This window comes from Streptomyces sp. SS8 (assembly GCF_054072955.1).
In genome coordinates this window covers 197383-214132 of sequence record NZ_JBSVCZ010000006.1, presented here as the reverse complement: position 1 = coordinate 214132, position 16750 = coordinate 197383, and the positions used below count along the sequence as shown (strand labels likewise).

Genomic DNA, 16750 nt, shown 5'->3' with positions numbered 1-16750 from the left:
TGACGGCCGGGCGCGGGACGGCCGGGCGCGGGATCCGGTGCGGTGGTTCACGGCAGCAGGAAACCGGCCTCCCGCAGCAGGCGGCGGGCCGGTTCGGAGCCCAGCCAGTCGATGACCTCCGCGGCCCGCCCGCGATGGGCGGCCTCCTTCAGGGGCGCGGCCGGGTAGCGCACGGCGGTGCCGCCGGGGACGGGCACGGCCTCGACGCGGCCGGCGGAGGCGGCGGCGTCGGTGGCGTACACCAGCCCGGCGTCCGCCTCGCCCAGCTCCACCTTGCTCAGCACGGCCCGCACGCTCGGCTCCCGGGAGACCGGGCGCACGGTGACGCCGTGCCGCTCCAGCAGCCGCTGCCCGTACCGGCCGGCGGGGACCTCGGGGGCGGCGAGCACCACCTTCACCTCCTCGCGGGCGAGGTCGCCCGGTGACTCGACGCCCAGGGGGTTGCCGGGGGCGGTGGCGATGACGAGCCGGTTGCGGGCGATCACGGTGGAGGGGCCGGTGAAGCCCCGCAGGGACTCCATCGTCGAGGTGTCGGCGGTGACGACCAGATCGGCGGGAGCACCCTGGCGGATCTGCGCGGCCAGCTCCTGGGAGCCGGCGAAGGACAGGCGCAGCCGTACGCCGGGGTGCTCCTCCTCGTACGCGGCGCCCGCCTCGGTGAGGACGTCGGTGAGGGAGGAGGCGGCCAGGACCGTCACGGTGGCCGTCCGGCCGCCGTCGCCGGTGCGGCCGAGGGCGCCGCCCCCGCAGGCCGCCGTCAGGGCGGCCAGCACCAGCAGGACGGCCGGCAGCGGGGCGGCCCTCCGGCCGGCCACGCCCGCGCGTGGCCGGCCGGAGGGCCGCCGGGGTGCGCGGGGGGCGCGCGTACCGGTCGCGTCGGGCATGCCGGGCCGCCTCACGCCCGGTCGATGTGCACGTTGGTGGCCTTCACCCGGGCCACGGCCTCCACACCGACCGCCAGCCCCAGCTCCTCCACGGCCTCCCGGGTCAGCAGGGAGACCAGCCGGTGGGGGCCCGCCTGGATCTCGACCTGGGCCGCGACGTCCCCGAGGCGGACGGCGGTGACGATGCCGGGGAAGGAGTTGCGGACGCTGGTGTGCGGCCCGTCGTCCTCGCCGTCGGCGGCGTCCGCGGCGAGCGCCGCGGCGAACGCGGCCAGGTCCTCGCCCGCCACCAGCCGCCTGCCGCCCTCGTCCCGGCTGGTGGGCAGCCGTCCGGCGTCCGCCCAGCGGCGCACCGTGTCGGGGCTGACCCCGAGCAGCCGGGCCGCCCGGCCCATGGAGTAGGAACGCATGTGCACGACGTTATGGTGCAACGGCTCGCACATGCAAGGCGAGCCTGGCTCCATCCCTCGCATTCGCGAGGCCAGGGGGCGATGCGCCCGCGCGGGCTCAGGCGGTCAGAGCGCCTCCCGGCGCGTGAGGTGGGTGAAGGAGAGCCAGCCGGGCAGAACCGGCAGCCAGAAGGTCATCAGACGGAAGAGCAGGACCGCCGGGGTGGCGATCTCCTTCGGCAGCCCGAACGCGATCAGACCCGCGATCAGCGCGGCCTCCACCGCGCCCAGACCTCCCGGGGTGGGCGCCGCGGAGCCCAGCGCGTTGCCCGCCAGGAAGACCACCGCGATGCTCGCGTAGCTCAGCTCCCCGCCGAAGGCGCGCACCGAGGCGTCCAGACACAGTACGAACGACACCGTCAGCAGCAGCATGCCGCCGATGCCGCTGAGCAGCTTCTGCGGGCGCTGGACGACGTCCAGCATCCGCGGGACGACGCCGGCGAACAGGGCCCGCACCCGTTCCACCACGAACTTCCGCAGCGCCGGGATCGCCGTCACGATCAGGGACAGCACCGCCACCGTCAGCAGCCCCGCGATCACCGTGCGGGACGGGGAGAGGGTCGGGGTGTGCTCCGTGCCCGTCAGATAGCCGAAGGTCAGCAGCAGGACGATGTGGCTGCCCAGACCGAACAGCTGGGAGGCGCCGACGCTGGCGACCGCGTGGCCGGGCCGGACCCCGGCGCGCTGAAGGAAGCGGGTGTTGAGCGCGACGCCGCCGACCGCCGCCGGCGCCACCAGCTTGACGAAGGAGCCCGCCACCTGGGCGATCACCGTGCGCAGGAAGGGGACCTTCTCGGGTACGAAACCGAGCAGGCTCATCGCCGCCGCGAAGTACGTCAGGGCGGAGAACAGCAGCGAGGCGGCCACCCAGCCCCAGTCGGCCCCGCCGATGACCTGCCGGAAGTCCACGTGGGTGAGCTGGGAGAGCAGGAAGTACGCGGCGAAGGCCCCGGCGATGAAGCTGACCAGCGTACGCGGCCTGACGCGCTCCAGCCTGGCCGGCTGTATCGGGGCCTGCGGCCGGACCAGAAGCACCTGCCCGCGGATCTGCGCCAGCAGGTCCTCCTCGCGCGCCTCCTCCAGGGCCTCCATGACCGCCTGCTTCTCGGCGTGCTTCTCCGCCCGGAGCGACTTGCGGTCGCCGGCGGGCGCGTGCCCCTGGGCCTGGCGCGCCTCGCGGCTGTGGCGGGACGCCTCGATGGCCGCCTCCCGCTCGCGCTGCGCCCGCTCCTTGGCCAGCCTGCGCAGGGTGGCGCGGGTGCCGCGGCTGAGCGCGATCGGCTGGAGCAGCGGGAGGCTGTCGGCCACCGCGTCCGGACCGAGTACCTCCACCGCCGCCGCGACCGAGCGCTCGGCGCCGGCACGCAGACCGAAGGTGGTCAGCAGCTGCGCCACGTCCATCCGCAGCACCAGATCGCCGGCCGCGATCTCACCGGCACTGAGGTCGGTGAGGAACACCTCGCCGGAGGGGGCCACCAGCAGCGCGTCGTCCTCCAGCCGGCGGTGGGCGATACGCCGCGACTGGAGCGCGCGCACCTGCCGCCAGACCGCGCGCATCAGCTCGTCGGTGACCTCCTCGTCGGGCAGGGAGCCCAGACCGTCCCCCTCCACGTGCTCGTAGACGAGCATGACGGCGTCGGGGCCCAGCTCGGAGGTGGCGATCAGCTTCGGGGCGTTGGCCCCGGCGGCGATGGCCGCGTACGCCAGCAGGGCCTCCTGCTCCAGCGCCTGGCGCAGCGACTGGAGGCTGCGGCGCTGGGTGATGCCGCGCAGCGCGAGGCGGCGCCAGGCCCGGTAGAAGTAGCCGTGCGCCTGCTGCTCGCGGTCCACGACGGTGACGTCGAGCGGCGGGCCCTCCTCCAGGGTGACCAGATAGCGCCTGGCCCGGTCGCTCTGCTCGGTCCGCTCCGGGGCCACGGGGTCGGCGGGGTCCAGCCGCAGCGCCCTCACCGGCCTGAAGCCCACCCGCCGCAGCCCGGCCAGCAGGTTCTGGCCGGTGGGCCGGACGTTGGGGGAGCCGACGGCGTAGAGCGTGCCGTAGGCGACGGTCCAGCCGATCAGCACGGTGACCAGGATCGAGAACGGCGTGGTGTACCCGCCGACGAGCACCGCGAAGGCGTCCAGCAGCAGCACCACCCACAGCAGCACCCGCCAGCGCGGCCGGCGGGCCATGCCGACGGCCGTCATGTAGGCGATGACGGGTGCCAGATAGCCGTGCACCGGATCGGTGAGCCCGCCGTCCGGGGCCGGGCTGGTCAGGGCGTTCCGGATGGATCCGGGGGCCTGCTCGGCGACCCACAGGTCGGTGGCGAGCGACGCGCCGTGCGCCAGGACGGCGGCGAGGACCCCGTCGGCGATCCGCAGTCCGTCGCGTTTGATCAGCCGCTCCAGCGCGAAGGCCACCGGCACGATGAGCACGGCGACGCTGGAGGCGAAGCCGGCGAAGCTGATCAGCAGGGGAGGGGCCTGCCCCGCGCCCTTGCCGATGTCCTGCTCCAGGCCCGCGGTGGTGCCGTGCGCGAAGGCGGCGACGACCAGGACGACGGCGATGCCCAGGGCCCCGAGCAGCAGCCGCATCAGGTCGGAGGGGCGGTGCACCCGGGCGGGGAGGATCGGCTCGTCACCGTCGACGTGTTCCTGGCCCGTCTCCCCGGCGGCCCTGCCGGTGTCCCGCCGCGCGGACTCCCGGCCGGGGTCGGCCGTGTGCGGGGAGGGGTGAGCGGGACGGGGCTCCTCCCGCGGAGGGGGCCCGCCCTGCTCCTCGGACCGCTCCCCGGTCCCTTTTCGCTCTCGTATCACCTGTCACCGCCGGGACGATGGTGGCACGAGGAGGCGGCGGACCGGCGAGGGAGGTCGCTTTTCTCCGCGGAAAGCCGAGTTTGCGCGTGTCGCGCGGGCGCGCGCGCCGCCGCCGGTGCGGGCCGGCGGCCGTATGGGGCACCATGGCCGCCATGACCGGGCCCGCCGGCGAGCTGCCGGACTACGCGGAGAGGGTGCTGGCCGTGGTGGAGCGCATCCCGCCCGGCCGGGTGATGACCTACGGCGACGTGGCCGAGTGGCTGGAGGAGGGAGGCCCGCGGCAGGTGGGCCGGGTGATGTCCCTCTACGGCGGCGTGGTGCCGTGGTGGCGCGTGGTGCGGGCCGACGGGACGCCGCCGCCCTGCCACGAGGGCCGCGCGCTGGCCCACTACCGCCAGGAGGGCACCCCGCTGCGCGGGGGCCCGGAGGGCGGGGCCGGCCGCACCGCCGGGGCGGTGCGCATCGACATGCGCCGGGCCCGGTGGGACGGGGAAGCGGCGGGCGGCGGGGACGGGGCCGGCGAGCGGCCCGCCCGGCGTTCCTGACCGCCCGGATGTGGGACTCCTCACACCTACCAGCTTCCGCCATGGCCCCGCCCTACACGTCGCCGTGTGCGCGGTGAGCCGTCCGGACGGGGTGCGGGCGGGAGCGCGACGCCGTGCGCCACGGCCGCCCCCTGGCGTACCGTCTGCACCATCCAGCACAGCGACCAGGACCGGCGATCCACGTGAGTTCCTCCCTCAAGTCCGATACGTACCGGTTGGTGCGTACCCCGCCCGGTCCGGCGAGCCTCCCTGCCTTGGACGCAGCCCAGCGCTCGGTGGTTGACCACCGCGGCGGACCGCTGCTCGTCCTGGCCGGGCCCGGCACCGGCAAGACCACCACCCTGGTGGAGTCCGTCGCCGAGCGCGTGCGGCGCGGGGGCGATCCGGAGCGGATCCTCGTACTGACCTTCGGCCGCAGGGCGGCGGTGGAGCTGCGGGACCGGATGGCGGCACGCCTGGACGGGCCCGCGCCCCGGACCCCGCAGATCACGACGTTCCACTCCTACTGCTACGCCCTGGTCCGCGCCCACCAGGACGCCGATCTGTTCGCCGAACCGCTGCGGCTGCTGTCCGGACCCGAGCAGGACCTGCGCATCCGCGAACTGCTGGCCGGCCAGGCGGAGCTGGAGGACACCGGCCGGGAGCGGGCCCGCTGGCCCGAGGAGCTGCGAGCCTGTCTGACCACCCGCGGCTTCGCCGACGAACTGCGGGCCGTCCTCGCACGCAGCCGCGAACTGGGCCTGGGACCGGAGGCGCTGGACGCCTTCGCCCGCCGAGCCGGCCGCCCCGACTGGCGGGCCGCCGCGGCCTTCCTGGCCGAGTACCTCGACGTGCTGGACCTCCAGGGCGTGCTCGACTACGCCGAACTGGTCCACCGCGCGGTGCTGCTCGCCGAACGGGACGAGGTGGGGGCGGATCTCGCCGCGCGCTACGACGCGGTGTACGTCGACGAGTACCAGGACACCGACCCGGCGCAGGTGCGGCTGCTGCGCGCGCTGGCCGGCCAGGGCCGCACCCTGGTCGCCTTCGGCGACCCAGACCAGGCGATCTACGCCTTCCGCGGCTCGGACGTCAACGGCATCCTCGACTTCCCCCGCGTCTTCCGGCGGCGCGACGGGGCCCCCGCCCCGGTGGCGGTGCTGCGCACCGGCCGCCGCTCGGCCTCGGTGGTGCTGGAGGCCACCCGGCGGATCACCCACCGCATGCCGCTCACCCGGCTCCCGGCCGAGGCCGTACGCGCCCACCGGGGGCTGACGGCGGCCCGGGAGGGCGGCCGGGTGGAGGTGTACACCTATCCCACCCCCGGGGCCGAGCTGGACAACATCGCCGACCTGCTGCGCCGTGCCCGTCTGGAGGAGGGCGTGCCGTGGCGGGAGATGGCGGTGCTGGTGCGCGCCGGCCACCGCACCATCCCCGCGGTGCGGCGGGCGCTGACGGCCGCCGGCGTCCCGGTGGAGACCGACGGCGACGACGTGCCGCTGAGCCGGGAGCCGGCGGTGGTGCCCCTGCTCACCGCGCTGCGGGTGGCGGCGAGGGCGGCCGTCGCGGACGCCGCCGGAGCGGACCGGCCCGCTTCGGACCGGCCCGAAGCGGAGGACGGCGGCGCGGACGGGCCCTGGATCGGAGTGGAGACCGCGCTCACCCTGCTGACCTCCCCGCTGGGCGGCATGGACGGCGCCGACCTGCGCCGTCTGGGCCGGGCCCTGCGCGAGGAGGAGCGCGCCGCGGGCCGCGCCGTACCCCGCCCCTCGGACGAGCTGCTGGCCGAGGCGCTGTCCGAGCCCGAACGGCTGGTCGCGCACGACCCGTCCTACGCGCGCGGCGCACGTGAGCTGGGGCTGCTGCTGCGCAGGGCGCGCGAGGCGCTGGCCGGCGGCGCCACGGCCGAGGAGGCGCTGTGGCTGCTGTGGAACGACGGCCTGGGCGGCGACCGGGACGGCCGGTGGCCCGCCCGGCTGCGGCGCGCGGCCGGGCGCGGCGGCGCCGCCGGCCGCAACGCCGACCGGGACCTGGACGCCGTCTGCGCGCTGTTCGCCGCGGCCGCCCGAGCCGAGGAACGCGTCGGCGGGCGCGGCGCGCTCAACTTCCTGGAGGAGCTGGACGCCCAGGACATCGCCGGCGACACCATCGCCCCCCGCGCGCTGCGCCCCGACGCGGTACGGCTGATGACCGCGCACCGGGCCAAGGGCCTGCAGTGGCGGCTGGTGGTCGTCGCCGGGGTGCAGGAGGGGCTCTGGCCCGACCTGCGGCGGCGCGGCTCCCTGCTGGAGCCCGACCGGATAGGCCGCGACGGGCTCGCCGAACCGCTCACCCCCGGCGCGATGCTGGCCGAGGAGCGCCGGCTGTTCTACGTGGCGGCCACCCGCGCGGCCGACCGCCTGGTCGTCACCGCGGTGAGGGCCGCGGCCGAGGACGGCGACCAGCCCTCCCGCTTCCTGACCGAACTCGGCGTCGAGCCCAGGGACGTCACCGCCCGCCCGCGCCGCCCGCTGTCGGTGTCCGCCCTGGTCGCCGAGTTGCGTGCCACCACCGTCGACCCCCGGGTCGCCCCCGGGCTGCGCGAGGCGGCCGCCGAACGGCTGGCCGCGCTGGCCGCGCTGCGCGACGACGACGGCGTCCCCCTGGTCCCCGCCGCCCATCCGCACCGCTGGTGGGGGCTGTACGAGCCGACCCGCAGCGAGGTGCCGCTGCGGGACAGGGACAGGCCGGTCGCCCTCTCCGGCAGCGCGCTGCACCAACTGGCCACCGCCTGCTCGCTCCAGTGGTTCCTGGGCCGCGAGGTGAGGGCGGAGCCGCCCGCGACCGCGGCCCAGGGCTTCGGCAACGTGGTGCACGTACTGGCCGACGAGGTCGCCTCCGGCGGCACCCCCGCCGACCTGTCCGTCCTGCTGGAGCGGCTGGACTCGGTGTGGGACTCGCTCGCCTTCGACGCGCCCTGGAAGTCCCGGCAGGAGAGGGAGAACGCCCGCGCGGCCCTGGAGCGCTTCCTGCGCTGGCACGTGATGGAGCGTGACCTCGGGCGCGAGACGGCCGCCACCGAGCACGACTTCGACGTGACGCTGGAGGCGGGCGGCCACCAAGTCCGCGTCCGCGGTTCCATGGACCGGGTCGAGCGCGGGCCCGACGGCCGGGCGTACGTCGTCGACTTCAAGACCGGCAGGAGCAAGCCGACCGCGGCCGAGGTCGAGCGCCACCCCCAGCTGGCCGTCTACCAGCTCGCGGTGCGCGAGGGGGCGCTCGACGGGGTCGAGGGCTTCACCGGGCGCCCGGAGCCGGGCGGCGCGGAACTGGTCCAGCTCAGGATCGGCGCGCCGAAGCGGGAGGGCGGCGACGAACTCCCGGCCGTACAGCGGCAGCCCGCCCTGTCCTCCGGGGACGGGGACGGGGAGTGGGTGGGCGAGCTGCTGGCCGACGCCGCCGGGCGCGTCCTGGACGAGCGGTTCACCCCCTCCCCCGGACGGCACTGCGACACCTGCTCGTTCAAGGGGGCGTGCAGCGCCCGGCCCGAGGGGCGCCACATCGTGGATTGAGCGCGCGGGCGGGCACCGCCCCCGGCGGAGGGCTCCGGTCCGGGAACCGGTTGTCGGCGCTGTGTGGTCCCATGTTCCGGGACGGCATCACGGAGACGGAGGCGGCACAGCGGTGGGGGACAAGCGGGGGGCTCTGGCGGTGGCACTGGTCTGCGCCATGGCCGCGGGACTGGCGGGCTGCTCCGGAGGGCCGGGCGGTACGGGCGGACCGGACTCCGGACCGGGAGGCGGCCTTCCGGCGGGGATCGGCGGGGCGGATCCGGAGGCATCGGGGAAGCCGGGCCAGGAGGCGGACGCCCCCTTCGCCGGGGGATTCGGCGGGACGAGGCTGGAGCGGAGCTCCGCCGGGAAGATCATGGAACGGTCCGCCGAGGCGATGAGGCGGGCCGAGTCGCTGCGCATCACCGGCTGGGTGGCCGGGGAGGACGGCGGCAGGATGACCGTCGACCTGGCGCTCGCCGGGGACGGCGACTGCACCGGCACCATGACGATCGGCGAAGGCACCGCCGAGGTCCTCTCCGCCGACGGGCGGATGTACATGAAGGGCGACGAGGGTTTCTGGGAGAGCCAGAGCGACGGCGGCCCCGGGGAGGACATGGCCGTCGAGATGCTCTCGGAGCGCTGGGTGAGGACGGACGGCGGGAAGTCCGGCGCCGGCCCCGGTGGCTTCTGCGACCTCGACGGGCTGATCGAGGAGATGGAGTCCGGCGGCTCCGGGGAGACCGGGAAGCGCGAGCCCGTCGACCTCGACGGCCGGGAGGTCATCCCGCTGGTCCAGGAGGACGACGGCGAGGGGACCACCACCGCCTACGTCGCCAACGACGACGACCGGCCCTATCTGCTGCGGATGGAGAACGAGGGGAGCGACGAGCCGGGTGTGATGGACTTCACCGGCCACGGGGAGGAGGTCGTGGTCGAGGCGCCGGATCCGGACGAGGTCCTCGACCTGGGCGAGATGCGCGGGGACCCGGGCCGACACGAGTCGGTCTGAGGGCGGTTGACACCCCGTCGGAACGGCGGCGCGGCGGTGGCCGGCGGCCCCCGCCCGCCACCGCCGCGCCGCGGCTGTCGGCGCGGCGCGCTAGCGTCTGGTGGGTGCCCGCACAGCTCAACGACCCCGACGACCTCCGGCGGCTCCTCGGCATCCCCTTCACCGCCGAGCAGATGGAGTGCATCACCGCTCCGCCCGCGCCGCAGGTCATCGTGGCCGGAGCCGGGTCGGGCAAGACGACGGTGATGGCCGCCCGGGTGGTCTGGCTGGTGGGCACCGGGCAGGTGGCGCCCGAGCGCGTACTGGGCCTGACCTTCACCAACAAGGCGGCGGGCGAGCTGGCCGACCGGGTGCGCGGGGCGCTGCGCAGGGCGGGAGTGCTCGATCCCGACCCCGTCGATCCCACCGGCCCCGTCGGCTCCTCCGGCCCCGAACAACCGGCCGGCGAGCCGCGGATCTCCACCTACCACGCCTTCGCCGGGCAGCTGCTGGGCGACCACGGGCTGCGGCTGGGCATCGAGCCGTCCGCCCGGCTGCTGGCCGACGCCACCCGCTACCAGCTCGCCGCCTCGGTGCTGCGCACCGCGCCCGGCCCCTTCACGGCACTGACCAAGTCCGTCAGCGAGCTGGTGCGCGACCTCCTCGCCCTCGACGGCGAGCTGTCCGAGCACCTGGTGGAGCCGGAGCGGCTGCGCGCGTACGACCGCGAGTTGCTGGAGCTGCTGGAGAGCGGCGAGGTGAGGCTCACCAACGCCGCCCTGCGGAAGGTGCCCGAGACCGCACGGGGCCGCCTGGAACTGCTGGGGCTCGTCGAGGAGTACCGCAGGCGCAAGCGGGAGCGCGAACTGCTCGACTTCGGCGACCAGATGGCCCTGTCGGCGTCCCTGGCGCGCGATGTGCCCGAGGTCGGGCGGATCCTGCGCGAGGAGTACGCCGTGGTGCTGCTGGACGAGTACCAGGACACCTCCGTGGCCCAACGCGTCATGCTGGCCGGCCTGTTCGGGGAGGGCACCGGCCATGCCGTCACCGCCGTCGGCGACCCCTGTCAGGCCATCTACGGCTGGCGCGGCGCGTCCGTGGCCAACCTCGACGACTTCCCCGAGCACTTCCCCCTCGCCGGCGGCGCCCCCGCCCGCCGCCAGTCCCTGAGCGAGAACCGGCGCAGCGGCGGGCGGCTGCTGGACCTGGCCAACACCCTGGCCGCGCCGCTGCGCGCCCGCCACGCGGGCGTGGAGGCGCTGCGCCCCGCCCCCGGCGCCGAGCACGACGGCCTGGTGCGCTGCGCGCTGCTGCGCACCCACGCCGAGGAGATCGCGTGGCTGGCCGACTCCGTCGCCCATCTGGTGAACACCGGCACCGAGCCCGGCCAGGTCGCCGTGTTGTGCCGCACCGCCGGCGACTTCGCGCGGATCCAGGGCGCGCTGGTGGAGCGCGGGGTGCCGGTCGAGGTCGTCGGCCTGTCGGGACTGCTGCACCTGCCGGAGATCGCCGATCTGGTCGCCATGTGCGAGGTCCTCCAGGACCCGACCGCCAACGCCTCCCTGGTGCGCCTGCTCACCGGCCCGCGCTGGCGCATCGGCCCGCGCGACCTCGCCCTGCTGGGCCGCCGCGCCCGGCTGCTGGTGTCCGGCGGCCCGCGCACCGGCGGGGAGGCCGGCGTCCAGGAGCGGCTGGCGGCCGCCGTGGAGGGCACCGACCCGGCCGAGGTGGTCTCCCTCGCCGACGCGCTCGACACCTTCCTGGGCACCAGCGGCCACGACGACCCGCTGCCCTTCTCCGCCGAGGCCCGGGTGCGCTTCGCCCGGCTGGCCAAGGAGATCCGCGATCTGCGGGCCTCGCTGGCCGACCCGCTGATGGACGTGCTGCACCGGGTGCTGTCCGTCACCGGCCTGGAGGTCGAGCTCTCCGCCTCCCCGCACGCGCTGGCCGCCCGCCGCCGGGAGACCCTCGGCACCTTCCTGGACATCGCCGCCGGATTCGCCTCGCTGGACGGGCAGTCCACCCTGCTGGCCTTCCTGGGCTTCCTGCGCGCCGCGGCCGAGTACGAGAAGGGACTGGACAGTTCGCTGCCCGGCGCCGAGAACACCGTCAAGGTCCTCACCGCGCACAAGTCCAAGGGCCTGGAGTGGGACGTGGTCGCCGTCCCCGGGCTGGTGGCCGGGAACTTCCCCAGCGGGCAGGCCCGCGAGTCCTGGCTCTCCCAGCCGAAGGTGCTGCCGCCCGCGCTGCGCGGCGACGCGGCGACCCTGCCGGAGCTGTCCGGCTGGACGGCGAAGGACCGAAAGGCCTACGACGAGGCGGTCAGGGACCACCAGCACACCGAGGAACTGCGGCTGGGCTACGTCGCCTTCACCCGCCCCCGCTCCCTGCTGCTGGGCTCGGGCCACTGGTGGGGGCCCAGCCAGAAGAAGCCGCGCGGCCCCTCCTCCTTCCTGGAGGCGCTGCGAGCGCACTGCGAGGCCGACCCGCGGCACGGCGAGGTCGAGCACTGGGCCGGGGAGCCGGCCGAGGGCGAGGAGAACCCGGCGCTGGAGGAGCCGGCCGAGGAGCGCGCCTGGCCCCTGCCGCTGGACGAGGAGGCCTGGGCACGCCGCCGTGCCGCCGCCGCGCGCGTCATGGCCCACCTGGACGGGCGGACGGACGGGCAGGCGGGCGGGCGCAGACTGCCCCGCCCCCGTACGGCCCCGGAGCCCGCACCGGCCCCGGTGGAGGATCCCGCACCGGAGCCGGAGCTGACGCCGGAGGACGCGCGGACCGTCGCCTCCTGGGACCGCGACATGGAGGCGCTCACCGCCGAACTGCGCCGGGCCCGGTCGGGTGTGCGGGAGGTGCCGCTGCCCCCGGCGCTCTCCGCGACCCAGCTCGTACGCCTGGCCGCCGACCCAGAAGGCTTCGCGCGGGACCTGGCCCGGCCCATGCCGCGGCCGCCGCGGCCCGCCGCCGCCCGCCGGGGCGCCCGCTTCCACGCCTGGGTGGAGTCCCGCTTCGAGGAGCTGGAGCTGCCCCTGCACGATCCCGAGGAGCTGCCGGGCGGCGGGGAGGAGGGCGAGGCGTACCCCGGCGGCGACGACGGGATCGCCGACGAGAAGGACCTGGCCGCGCTCAAGGAGGCGTTCGGCCGCACCCCCTACGCGCACCGCACCCCGTACCGCGTCGAGGCGCCCTTCCGGCTGGTGCTCGCGGGCCGGGTGATCCGGGGCCGGATCGACGCGGTGTACCGCGACGCGGACGGCCGCTTCGAGATCATCGACTGGAAGACCGGGCACTCCGGCAGGGCCGACCCGCTCCAGCTCGCCGTCTACCGCCTCGCCTGGGCCGAGCGGCACGGGCTGCCGCCCGAGGCCGTGGGCGCCGCCTTCCTCCACGTCCGCAGCGGGGAGCTGGTCCGCCCCGCCCGGCTGCCGGGCCGCGCCGGCCTGGAGAGGCTGCTGCTGTACGGAGCGGAGGACATCGAAGGCGCGGAGGACGGGGACGGCGTGGATGTTCCGGACATCCCGGGCGGCCGGGAGGCGTCCGGCGGCCGGCGGGACGCGGCGACCGATTCCGGGGCGGGCGGAACGGCCGGATAGGCTCGGGGCATGAGCACCACCCCGGCCGCTCGTGGACACCGCCGTCCGCGCGCGCACCGCAGGCCGGCCCGCCGTCCCCGCGGAGGGCCGGTGCCCCCGTCCCCACTGCGCGGGGGAGCGGGCGGGACGGCTGTGAGCGGGCGCCGCCGCGGACGGAGAGGGACGGGTCCTCCACAGCACCCGGACCGCACGGAACGGTCCGGCGGCCGTCGTACGCACCCGAACCACCGCTCACGCAGCAGGGGAAGTTGGTAGCAGCCGTGATCACCTGGCCCGACCACACCACCGACCGTCCTCCGATCACGCTCACCGCCACCGGCGGCATAGACCGGGCCTCCCACCACCGGCTGGACGAGGCCTGGCTGGGAGCGGCCTGGAGCCACCCGACGACCCGCTGCTTCGTGGTCTCCGGCGGGCAGGTGCTGATCGAGGACACCGGGGGCGGGCGCGCCGAGCTGGTGACCATGCCCTCCTTCGACGCCCCGCTGACCGAGGCGCACCGCTACTTCCTCGGCATCGACGAGGACGGCGTGCGCTACTTCGCGCTGCAGAAGGACGCGCTGCCGGGCCGGATGGACGACGCGGCCCGCCCGGCCGGGCTGCGGGAGGCGGGCACGCTGCTGTCCGAGCGCGACGCCCAGCTGATGGTGCACGCCGTGGCCCTGGAGAACTGGCAGCGCATGCACCGCTTCTGCTCGCGCTGCGGCGAGCGCACGGTCATCGCCGCCGCCGGGCACATCCGCCGCTGCCCGGCCTGCGGCGGCGAGCACTACCCGCGCACCGACCCGGCCGTGATCATGCTGGTGACGGACCCGGCGGGCCGCGCACTGCTGGGCCGCCAGGTGCACTGGCCCAAGGGCCGCTTCTCCACGCTCGCGGGCTTCGTGGAGCCGGGCGAGTCCATCGAGCAGGCGGTCGTCCGCGAGGCGGGCGAGGAGGCGGGCGTCACGATCGGCAGGGTCGAGTACGTCGCCAGCCAGCCGTGGCCCTTCCCGTCCAGCCTGATGCTGGGCTTCGTGGCGCACGCCACCTCCACCGAGATCCGGGTGGACGGCGAGGAGATCGAGGAGGCCCGCTGGTTCTCCCGCGAGGAGTTGCGTGCCGCGTTCGCCTCCGGCGAGGTGCTGCCGCCGTCGGGCATCTCGATCGCGGCCCGGCTGATCGAGCTGTGGTACGGGCCGCCGGCGGTGGTGCGTCAGGCTCCCAGAACGGACTTCACCGTCGCGATCGAGGGGTTGGGCAGGGCCGAGCCGTCGGGGAAGAGCACGGTCGGGACCAGCTGGTTGCCGTTGTTGACCTTCTCGACGAAGGCCGCGGCCTCCGGGTCGTGCTCGATGTTGACCTCGGTGTACGCGATTCCCTCGCGGTCCATCTGGCCCTTGAGCCGACGGCAGTAGCCGCACCAGGTGGTGCTGTACATCGTGACCGTTCCCGCCATGGGTTCTCGTGCTCCTCGTCTCGGCGTGTCGGCGTACTGGCACCGGTGGAACGTTCAACCGGCCGGACCCATTCCCGAACGTCCCGGCCGGGGACGGCGCGAGTCCTGGCCGGGACCGGCGCGGGGCGTTCCTGCTACGAGTCCCGGCCGCCTGTGGACGACGGTTACCGGCCCTCCGGCCGACCTGGCAGCATGGCGGGGTGACAGCAGCAACGCCCTCCTCCCTCTTCCCGAACGTCCCCGATTCGCCCGACGCGGTGCTCGAAGGACTCGATCCCGAGCAGCGCGAGGTGGCGACGGCGCTGCACGGCCCGGTGTGCGTGCTGGCGGGGGCCGGTACGGGCAAGACGCGCGCGATCACGCACCGGATCGCGTACGGGGTGCGGGCGGGGGTGCTCCCGCCCGCGAGCGTGCTGGCCGTCACCTTCACCAACCGCGCGGCGGGCGAGATGCGCGGGCGGCTGCGCCAGCTCGGCGCGGGCGGTGTGCAGGCCCGCACCTTCCACTCCGCCGCCCTGCGCCAGCTGCAGTTCTTCTGGCCGAAGGCGATCGGCGGCGACCTGCCGCGCCTGCTGGAGCGCAAGGTCCAGCTCGTCGCCGAGGCCGCCGCACGCTGCCGCATCCGGCTCGACCGCAACGAACTGCGCGATGTGACGGGCGAGATCGAGTGGGCCAAGGTCACCCAGAGCGTCCCGGAGGACTACCCGGCCGCGGTGGCGAAGTCCTCGCGCGAGGCGCCGCGCGACCCGGCCGAGATCAGCCGGATCTACGGGCTCTACGAGCAGCTCAAGCGCGAGCGCTCGGTCATCGACTTCGAGGACGTGCTGCTGCTCACGGTCGGCATCCTCCAGGAGCGGCCGGACATCGCCGACACCGTACGGCGGCAGTACCAGCACTTCGTGGTGGACGAGTACCAGGACGTCAGCCCCCTCCAGCAGCGGCTGCTGGAGCTGTGGCTGGGGGAGCGGGAGAGCATCTGCGTGGTCGGCGACGCCAGCCAGACGATCTACTCCTTCACCGGGGCCACCCCCGACCACCTGCTCGACTTCCGCACCAGGCACCCCGGCGCCACGGTGGTGAAGCTGGTGCGCGACTACCGCTCCACGCCGCAGGTGGTGCATCTGGCCAACGGGCTGCTGGCCCAGGCCCGGGGCCGGGCCGCCGAGCACCGGCTGGAGCTGGTCTCCCAGCGCGAGGCCGGGCCCGACCCCGTATACACCGAGTACCCGGACGAGCCCGCCGAGGCCGAGGGCGTCGCCCGCCGCATCCGGGAGCTGATGGACGCCGGGGTCCCCGCGAGCGAGGTCGCGGTGCTCTACCGCGTCAACGCCCAGTCCGAGGTCTACGAACAGGCCCTGGCGGACGCGGGAGTGCCCTACCAGCTGCGCGGCGCCGAGAGGTTCTTCGAACGGCCCGAGGTGCGCGAGGCCGGAGTCGCCCTGCGCGGCGCGGCACGCGCCGGGGACAACGACCCGCTGCTGGCCGACGCCGTGGACCTCCCCTCCCAGGTGCGCGCGGTGCTCGGCGGTACCGGCTGGACGCCGCAGCCCCCGGCCGGATCGGGGGCGGTACGCGACCGCTGGGAGTCCCTGGCAGCCCTGGTGCGGCTGGCCGAGGACTTCGCCCGGGCCCGGCCGCAGGCGACGCTGGCCGACCTCGTGGCCGAACTGGACGAGCGGGCGAACGCCCAGCACGCCCCCACCGTCGAGGGCGTCACCCTCGCCTCGCTGCACTCCGCCAAGGGCCTGGAGTGGGACGCGGTCTTCCTGGTCGGGCTGACGGACGGGACGCTGCCGATCAGCTACGCGAAGACCGACGAGCAGGTCGAGGAGGAGCGCCGGCTGCTCTATGTGGGCGTCACCCGGGCCCGGCGCCATCTGTCCCTGTCCTGGGCGCTGTCACGTTCGCCGGGAGGCCGGGGCGGCCGCCGCCCGAGCCGGTTCCTGGCGGGGCTGCGGCCCGGCTCCTCGCCGGACGGCGGCCGCGCCGGCGGCGCCGGCGGGGTGGAGCGCGGCGGCGGGCGGTCGCGCAAGCGGCGCGGCCCGGTGCGGTGCCGGGTGTGCGGGCGCACCCTCACCGACGCGGGCGAGATCAAGCTGATGCGCTGTGAGGGCTGCCCCTCCGACCTCGACGAGGAGCTGTACGAGCGGCTGCGCGAGTGGCGATCGTCCCAGGCGCGGCAGCTCGGCCAGCCCGCCTACTGCGTCTTCACCGACAAGACGCTCATGGCGATCGCCGAGGCCCTGCCCGACAACGAGACGGAGCTGGCGCGGATCCCCGGCGTGGGCGGGCGCAAACTCCAGAGGTTCGGCGCCGATGTACTGGCCCTGTGCGCCGGCGAGGAGATCGGTGCCGCCCCGGGGGAGGACGCAGGCGGACGGGTGGACGAACAGACGGAGGAACAAGTGGACGAATAGGTTCCGGAATCCGTCACAGAGGCTGTTACGAATCCGCCGGGAAAATAGTTTGCGCGGGCCGTCCAAACCCTCATAGCCTTCCGGGCATGGACGAGCGGGGCCTACTGGCTCCGTCGGATCCATGCTGT

The 16750-nt window shown here is 75.5% G+C and carries 9 protein-coding genes and 1 pseudogene; 6 read left to right on the top strand and 4 right to left on the bottom strand.

Annotation, left to right across the window (positions count from 1 at the left end; all coding sequences use genetic code 11):
- Window positions 1-47 precede the first annotated feature (47 nt).
- From modA to ACW69E_RS08690, 3 genes are all read right to left on the bottom strand, one after another.
- Window positions 48-884, bottom strand: a complete 837-nt coding sequence (gene modA / locus ACW69E_RS08700) for a molybdate ABC transporter substrate-binding protein (protein ID WP_457497587.1) — start codon at window positions 882-884, stop codon at window positions 48-50.
- A gap of 11 nt (window positions 885-895) precedes the next feature.
- Entirely contained in the window at window positions 896-1294 is a 399-nt protein-coding gene (locus ACW69E_RS08695) for a TOBE domain-containing protein (RefSeq protein ID WP_457497586.1), read from the bottom strand.
- 105 nt (window positions 1295-1399) lie between these two features.
- A complete protein-coding gene (locus ACW69E_RS08690) occupies window positions 1400-3910 on the bottom strand; it encodes a lysylphosphatidylglycerol synthase domain-containing protein (protein WP_457497636.1) in 2511 nt (836 codons plus the stop codon).
- A 374-nt stretch (window positions 3911-4284) separates the two neighbouring features.
- On the opposite strand from ACW69E_RS08690, the gene ACW69E_RS08685 reads away from it, so the two are divergent.
- The 5 genes and pseudogenes from ACW69E_RS08685 to nudC all read left to right on the top strand — a co-directional run.
- The gene (locus ACW69E_RS08685) at window positions 4285-4677 is read left to right on the top strand and encodes an MGMT family protein (RefSeq protein WP_457497585.1); all 393 of its coding nucleotides are present in this window, start codon (window positions 4285-4287) and stop codon (window positions 4675-4677) included.
- A gap of 254 nt (window positions 4678-4931) precedes the next feature.
- Complete coding sequence (locus tag ACW69E_RS08680) at window positions 4932-8207, top strand: ATP-dependent helicase (protein WP_457497584.1); 3276 nt, start codon at window positions 4932-4934, stop codon at window positions 8205-8207.
- 112 nt (window positions 8208-8319) lie between these two features.
- Window positions 8320-9198, top strand: a complete 879-nt coding sequence (locus ACW69E_RS08675; protein WP_457497583.1) for a hypothetical protein — start codon at window positions 8320-8322, stop codon at window positions 9196-9198.
- A gap of 104 nt (window positions 9199-9302) precedes the next feature.
- On the top strand, window positions 9303-12767 hold the full coding sequence (locus tag ACW69E_RS08670; RefSeq protein ID WP_457497582.1) for an ATP-dependent DNA helicase: 3465 nt from the start codon (window positions 9303-9305) through the stop codon (window positions 12765-12767).
- A gap of 260 nt (window positions 12768-13027) precedes the next feature.
- Window positions 13028-13963, top strand: a pseudogene (nudC, locus tag ACW69E_RS08665) (NAD(+) diphosphatase); the annotation flags it as partial.
- Here the strand turns inward: nudC and ACW69E_RS08660 are convergent.
- Window positions 13963-14205 (bottom strand): mycoredoxin, encoded by a 243-nt coding sequence (locus ACW69E_RS08660; protein ID WP_457497581.1) that lies wholly within the window; start codon window positions 14203-14205, stop codon window positions 13963-13965. The pseudogene nudC and the gene ACW69E_RS08660 sit on opposite strands and share 1 nt — an antisense overlap.
- A gap of 200 nt (window positions 14206-14405) precedes the next feature.
- Here ACW69E_RS08660 and ACW69E_RS08655 point away from each other — a divergent pair, with 200 nt between their 5' ends.
- Window positions 14406-16622, top strand: a complete 2217-nt coding sequence (locus ACW69E_RS08655; protein ID WP_457497580.1) for an ATP-dependent DNA helicase UvrD2 — start codon at window positions 14406-14408, stop codon at window positions 16620-16622.
- Window positions 16623-16750: the final 128 nt, after the last annotated feature.

Excerpts from the sequence above, each read along its gene's own strand:
- modA (WP_457497587.1), bottom strand. The coding sequence starts at position 884 with ATGCCCGACGCGACCGGTACGCGCGCCCCCCGCGCACCCCGGCGGCCC.
- ACW69E_RS08695 (WP_457497586.1), bottom strand. The coding sequence starts at position 1,294 with ATGCGTTCCTACTCCATGGGCCGGGCGGCCCGGCTGCTCGGGGTCAGC.
- ACW69E_RS08690 (WP_457497636.1), bottom strand. The coding sequence starts at position 3,910 with ATGCGGCTGCTGCTCGGGGCCCTGGGCATCGCCGTCGTCCTGGTCGTC.
- ACW69E_RS08685 (WP_457497585.1), top strand. The coding sequence starts at position 4,285 with ATGACCGGGCCCGCCGGCGAGCTGCCGGACTACGCGGAGAGGGTGCTG.
- ACW69E_RS08660 (WP_457497581.1), bottom strand. The coding sequence starts at position 14,205 with ATGGCGGGAACGGTCACGATGTACAGCACCACCTGGTGCGGCTACTGC.